This window comes from Streptomyces sp. NPDC104761 (assembly GCF_055583445.1).
The window spans coordinates 1-6,383 of sequence record NZ_JBVJNZ010000013.1 but is presented as its reverse complement, the minus strand read 5'-3'; the positions used below and the strand labels follow the sequence as shown (position 1 = coordinate 6,383).

Annotated in this window: 2 protein-coding genes; one reads left to right on the top strand and one right to left on the bottom strand. The window is 69.7% G+C overall.

The genetic code is table 11. The features are described from left to right. Positions 1-113: 113 nt before the first annotated feature. Positions 114-3,473, bottom strand: coding sequence for a lectin (locus ACZ63F_RS30585; RefSeq protein ID WP_469715774.1), 3,360 nt, complete (start codon positions 3,471-3,473; stop codon positions 114-116). A gap of 1,296 nt (positions 3,474-4,769) precedes the next feature. Here ACZ63F_RS30585 and ACZ63F_RS30580 point away from each other — a divergent pair. Further along, positions 4,770-6,248, top strand: a complete 1,479-nt coding sequence (locus ACZ63F_RS30580) for a hypothetical protein (RefSeq protein WP_469715772.1) — start codon at positions 4,770-4,772, stop codon at positions 6,246-6,248. Positions 6,249-6,383 lie beyond the last annotated feature (135 nt).

Here is a 6,383-nt window from a genome sequence, read left to right as displayed (position 1 = left end):
CCCCCCCCCCCCCCCCCCCCCCCCCCCCCCCCCCCCCCCCCCCCCCCCCCCCCCCCCCCCCCCCCCCCCCCCCCCCCCCCCCCCCCCCCCCCTCGTCCGTGCCGCCGTACGTCCTACTGGCCGAAGCCGTAGGCGAACAGGTGGTCGGTGCCGGTCTGGCCGGTCACCGGCAGCGTCACCGACGCCACCTGCTTGGACGGGTCCAGCGTGACCTTCGTCGCGAAGACGTAGGTCTTCACGCCGTCGCGGCCGCCGCTCCCGGTGTTCCGGTAGGCGGTGGTCACGGCCGTCGTGTCACCCGGCAGCGGCTTGCTCGGGCCGCCGTTGAGCGTCCAGTCGGAGAACCCGACCGTCGCCTGGGAGGTGGTGCCGTCGGTGTAGGTGACGGTCAGGGTGCCCGAGACCCCGCTGCCGTCGGTCGGGGCGTTGACCGCGGCGCCCAGCAGGCCCAGCGACGACCCCGAGGTGCCGGCCGGCATCGAGATCGTCTGCCCGGCCATCTCCAGGTTGTCGAGCTGACCGGACGTTACCGTCGGCCAGGTGTAGGAGATTCCGTCCACCGTGAGGGTGGAACCACTGGTGACGCCGGCCGCCGACAGCGCGTTCTGCGAGTAGGCCCAGCCGCCGCCGTCGAACCCGCCCGAGTAGGTGGTGCCGTCGGGGTAGATGCCCTCGTTGGTGTTGTACGGCCACAGCGCGCCGGCCTTGGCGACGGCCACCCGCAGGCTCGCCCCGGACAGTGCCGTTCCCGTGCTGTGGTCGGTCAGGGCGAAGGTGACCGGGTAGGTCCCCTCGGTCGCGCCGGCCGTGACGTGGACCTTGGCCTCGGCGCTGCCCGACGCGGGCACGGTCAGCGAGCCGGAGGCCGTGTCCAGGGTGACGCCGGAGGGCGCGTTCGCCGTCCAGTCGACCGTGACGGCCTTGCTGCCGAGGTTGGTCAGGTCGAGGGTGGCGTCGTCGCCCGTGCCCGGCTGGAGGACCAGGCCGTTGCTGGGACCGGTCGCGGCGAGCACCCGGCCGCCGCCCGTGGTGTCCGACGGCGGCACCGCCGACGGGCCGGACGCCCAGGAGGTGTTCGGCTGGGTGCCGAGCGTGTAGTCGAGCGTGCCCGCGCCCTTGAACTGCTGGAACGTCAGCCAGGAGGTGTTCCAGCCCTTGGCCTTGACGTTCAGGGACTGCACGTACGGCGCGTCGGGCGCGGCCTGCGGCGCGTTGATCCGGACCGTCCTGCCGTTGCCGAGGGTCACCTGGGCGACCGGGAACGCCGGGCTGCCGAGGACCAGGGTGTCGGTGCCCGGGGTCTCCGGGTACATGCCGAGTTCGGACCAGACGTACCAGGAGCTCATGGCGCCGAGGTCGTCGTTGCCGAAGGAGCCGACCGGGGCGTTGAAGTACAGGCCCTGCTGGGCCGCGCGGACCGCCGCCTGGGTCTTCCAGGGCTGGCCGGTGTAGTCGTACTCCCAGGGGATCTCGACGCTGGGCTCGTTGCTCAGGTCGGCGTCGGTGCCGCCGGGGCTGGTGATGTCGTCGAGGAGGCTGTCCAGGTAGGACGAGTACGCCTTGGTGCCACCCCGGGCCTGGATGAGCTGGTGCAGGTTGAAGGGGACCATGGGGGTGTACTGGGCGGAGGTGCCCTCCACGAAGCCGTTGGAGGTGCCGGGGGTGAAGCCGCCCGCGAACTGGCCGTCCTTGTTCTTCGCCTGCAGGTAGCCGGTCTGCGGGTTGAAGACGTTCATCCAGTCCTGGGCACGCGTGGCGAACTTCGTGTAGACGTCCGTCCTGCCGAGCGACTTCGCGAAGGCGGCGAGGGCGTAGTCGGCGGAGTCGTACTCCAGCTGGGTGGAGACCGGGCCGTAGAAGTTGCAGCAGTTGTAGTCGTTCTCGTCCAGCGGGAGGTAGCCCTTGGCGTCCCGCACCGACTCGCCCGGGCGGTCGTTGTTCGGGACGGTGGCCTCGTGCTGGAGGGCGGCGAGCGCCTTGGCCGTGTCGAAGTCCGTCGCGCCGAAGGCGTACGCGTCGGCGATGATGCCGGCCGCCGGGTCGCCGACCATCACGTAGCTCTCGCCGTTGTTCGAGGCCCACTTGGGCAGCAGGCCCGTCTGGTCGTAGCCGTTGAGCATCGAGGTGACGACGTCACTGGCGACCTTGGGCTCGACCATCGCCATCAGCTGGGTCTGGGAGCGGTAGGTGTCCCAGCCCGAGTAGTTGGCGTACTGGGCCTGCTGCCCCTTGGCCAGCTTGTGGACCTGGTTGTCCATGCCCATGTACTGGCCGTTGGCGTCGGAGAAGACGTTCGGGTGCAGCAGGGCGTGGTAGAGCGCCGTGTAGAACTGCGTCTGCTGGTCGGTGGATCCGCCGCCCACCTCGATCTTCTTCAGCACCGCGTTCCAGGCGTCGTGGTTGGCCTTCTCGACGGCGCCGACGTTCCAGTTGCCGATCTCGCCGGCGAGGTTGCCCGCCGCGTTGGCGTCGCTCGTGTACGAGATGCCGACCTTCGCCGTGACCGTGGTGTTCGCGGAGGTGTCGAAGGTCAGGTACATGCCGTTGGCGCCGGTCGTGGGCGGCTGGGCGGCCTGAGCGGCCTTCGGCAGCCGGGACGCCGTACCGGCGCTCGGTGCCGCGGAGGCGGTGGCGGTGGCGGTGGCGGAGGGCTTGGCGGTGCTGCCGTGGACCGTCGGGGCCGGCTTCGCCGGGACGGTGAAGTGCTTCTCCTTCAGCGGCTTCGACGTGGACTTCTGCGGAGTCCGGCCGACCTTGCCCGCCTTCAGCGACTTCGCGTCGGGGGTGATGGTGGAGCCGACCCAGGTGCCGCTCGCGGCGAACGGCCGGTCGAACTTGATGTCGAAGTGCAGCGTGTACCGGTTGCTCGCGCCGCAGAAGTGGCCGCTGTCGATCGCGCCGCTGATCTCCTTGCCGTTCACCACCTGGACGCGGGTCCCGTCCACCTGGGTGGCGCCCCCGCTGAGCTTGAACAGCAGGTTGGCCTGCTGTCCGGCCGGGAAGGTGAAGGTGCCGATCCCGGCACGGGTGGTGTCGGTCAGCTCGGTCTTCACGCCGGCCGCGTCGGTGACCTTGTACGACCCGACGGCGGCCTGCTCGTCGGCGTGGCTGAAGCCGACGGACGTGCTGCCGAGGTCGCCCGAGAGCGCGCCGGTCACCGGCAGCACGGGCAGGTCGCCGGCGACCGGGCAGCCCGGTCCCGAGACGTGGGTGAGGCTGAAGCCGGAGATCTTCTTGTCGGCGTACTCGTAGCCGCCGCCGTCGGGGCGGTTCGGCGTCGTGTCGGGACCCCACTGCACCATGCCGGCCGGCATGTCGGGGCCGGGGAAGGTGTCCACCGCACCGGAGGTGCCGATGAGGGGGTTGACGAGGGACGCGGGGTCCGTCACGAGGGCGGGCGTCCCGGTACTCGCGGCCACGGCGTTGCCCGTCGCCGTGAGCGGCAGGGCCGCCATGCCCAGGACGCAGGCCACGGCGAGGCGCCTGCGGAATCCCGCTCGGGTGGAGGGTGGTGCGGCTGAACGTCGGGGTCTCACCATCGGTTGCCTCCGCAGCAGTTCGTGCTTCGCACATCAGGTGTCGGCGCGCCGAGAAACACCGGAATGCCGGCGACAGGCAACGCACCCGGTCGCCCCCACGGCGGCCTGACAACGTTGCCATGCACGAGAGTTGAGTGAAACGCCTGTGCTTGCGGCATGTCAACGAGGCCAACGAAACTTTCTGCGCGCGAAGTTCACAGGTGGTCAGATATGGACCCGGATGGCCGCACCGCATCCGCCCCTTGCGCCCGAGCTCACCCCACACGAGGAGGCGAACCCACCCCGGGCGCGGAACCGGCCGACCGGACGGGCCGAACCGCCGGAACTTGCGGTAGTGACGCTTCCCGGCCCAAGGCTCCTTCCGCACCCCACCCCACCGCATCGCCACCGCCGCCTCCACCGCGCACGCGCTCGACGGAAGCCGTCACGATGCCGGGCACCGTTCCGTGATTCCCAGGAGAGGAAAAGAACCCGAATAGCCGTCAGGGCAATCAATTGACCATCGCTTACCGCTTCTTGACCGAGCATTTTCTCGAACTTTTTCGAATTCAGAAGTGCGTTGTGTAGGGCGATCCCACTCGCGGCGGACGGTCTGCCCCGATCCGCCGTACGCCCGTGCACACAACTGACCTGCGAATGCGCGGACTTGACCCCTCGACCAGCGAAGGCGCCCGTTGCGCGACGGCTGGACGATCCGGTCCGGAAACGGCACGGAACGGTTTCCTGTGAGAAAGCTATTCGTTTCCATTGACCTGAACCCGTCAACTCTGCTTTGCTTCTCCGCGTCTGACGACACATCACCATTCCGACGGCAAGAAGCCGTAGTGCGAACGCTTCCCGCTGCCTTTCCATCAGTCCGGTCCAGGACGAGAGTTCCCCGCGGATCGCAACACCGTGCGTGAGTCCCCAACTGCCGAGCACAACCCCCGTGCAGTCACGCCGGTGCCGCTCGGGCCTCTCCTCCTGCTCTGCGACGAAACGGGCGTCAACGTCGACGGCCGGAGCAGGCCGGCGGTGATGCGCCTCGTCGACGTTCCATGCACCTCGCCTCCGCCGGACCGACGGCGGAGTCCATGCGAAGAAAGGGCCCCATCACCCATGGGCACTCCCCACCTCCGCGGCGCAGCCCGAGCGACCCTGACCGGTCTCGCGTCGTTGTCCCTCGTCACCGCTGCGGCACTCGCCTCCGTACCCCAGGCGACAGCCGCTCCCCAGGCCACGGGTCACACGGTGAGATCCAACCCCTACAGCCCGGCCTACCAGCACTCCTACCGGCACGGTGTCATACCGACCATCCAGCGGAACACCAAGATGAAGTCCTGGGCGGCCAGCCACCCGGCCGCCGCCGCGGCGACCGGACCGGAGACGCTGTCCTACGGCGGCGGCATCGACGGCATCGGTGTCCAGAGCGGCCACTCCAAGGTCTACCTGGTCTTCTACGGCTCGCAGTGGGGCACGCAGAGCACCAACAGCAGCGGCGACGCCACGTTCTCCGGCGACCCGGACGGCGCGGCCCCGGTCGCCCAGGAGATGTTCAAGGACATCGGCACCGGGAACGAGCGGTGGTCCGCGGACCTCACCCAGTGGTGTGACGGGCCCAACGTGTCGTCGGGCGCCACCAGTTGCCCGTCCAACGCGAACTTCATCCCGTACCAGAGCGGCGGCGTGCTGTCCGGCGTGTGGTACGACAACTCGGCGGCCTCGCCGAGCGCCGCGACCGGGCACCAGCTCGGCGCCGAAGCCGTCAAGGCGGCCGGACACTTCGGCAACACCACAGCCGCGTCCAACCGTGACGCCTACTACGTAGTCCTCTCGCCGCACAACACCAACCCGGACAGCTACCAGGGCCAGTACTGCGCCTGGCACGACTACAACGGCGACAGCACGCTCACCGGCGGTGCGGTGTCCTCCTCCTACGGGGACATCGCGTTCAGCAACCAGCCGTACAACATGGACTCCGGCTCCGGCTGCGGCGTCGGATTCGTCAACTCGCCCGGCACGCTCGACGGCTGGACCATGACGCTCGGCCACGAATGGCACGAGATGATGTCCGACCAGAACCCGGCCGGCGGCTGGACCAACCACACCGGCAGCTCGTACGACGGCCAGGAGAACTCCGACGAATGCGCCTGGCTCTCGCCCGGCAGCACGGGTGGGGCGGCCAACGTCACCATGGGCACCGGTACCTTCGCCGAGCAGGCCAGCTGGTCCAACGACACCAACAGCTGCGCCATCTCCCACGCGATCGTCGGCGGCGGCGGCAGCGGCGGTGGCGGCACCCTCACCAACGGCACCTTCGAGACCGGCAGCCTGTCGAGCTGGACCACCAGCGGCAGCACCTCCGTCACCGCCTCGGCGGCGCACAGCGGCAGCTACGGCGCGCTGGTCGGCTCGACCAGCCCGACGAACGCCTCCTCGGTCTCCCAGTCCTTCACCGCCCCGTCCGGCACCAGCAAGGTCTCCTTCTGGTACGACGTCACCTGCCCGGACACGGTGACCTACGACTGGGCGACGGCCACCCTCCAGGACACCACGGCCGGCACCACCACGACGCTGCTCGCCAAGACCTGCACCCAGGGTGCGGGCTGGAAGCAGGTCTCCGGCACCGTGACCCCGGGCCACACGTACACGCTCACCCTCACCAACCACGACGACAACTACGCGGGTGACGCGACCTACACCTACTACGACGACGTGACCGTCTCCTGACCCCTCGAACAGTACGGTGGGGGGGGGGGGGGGGGGGGGGGGCGACGACAGGCCGGGGAGAGGGGCGGGAAGGGGGGGGACGGAGGGGGGGGGGTGTGTTTGTTTATGTGCGGTGTATATTGTTGTGCGGTGGGT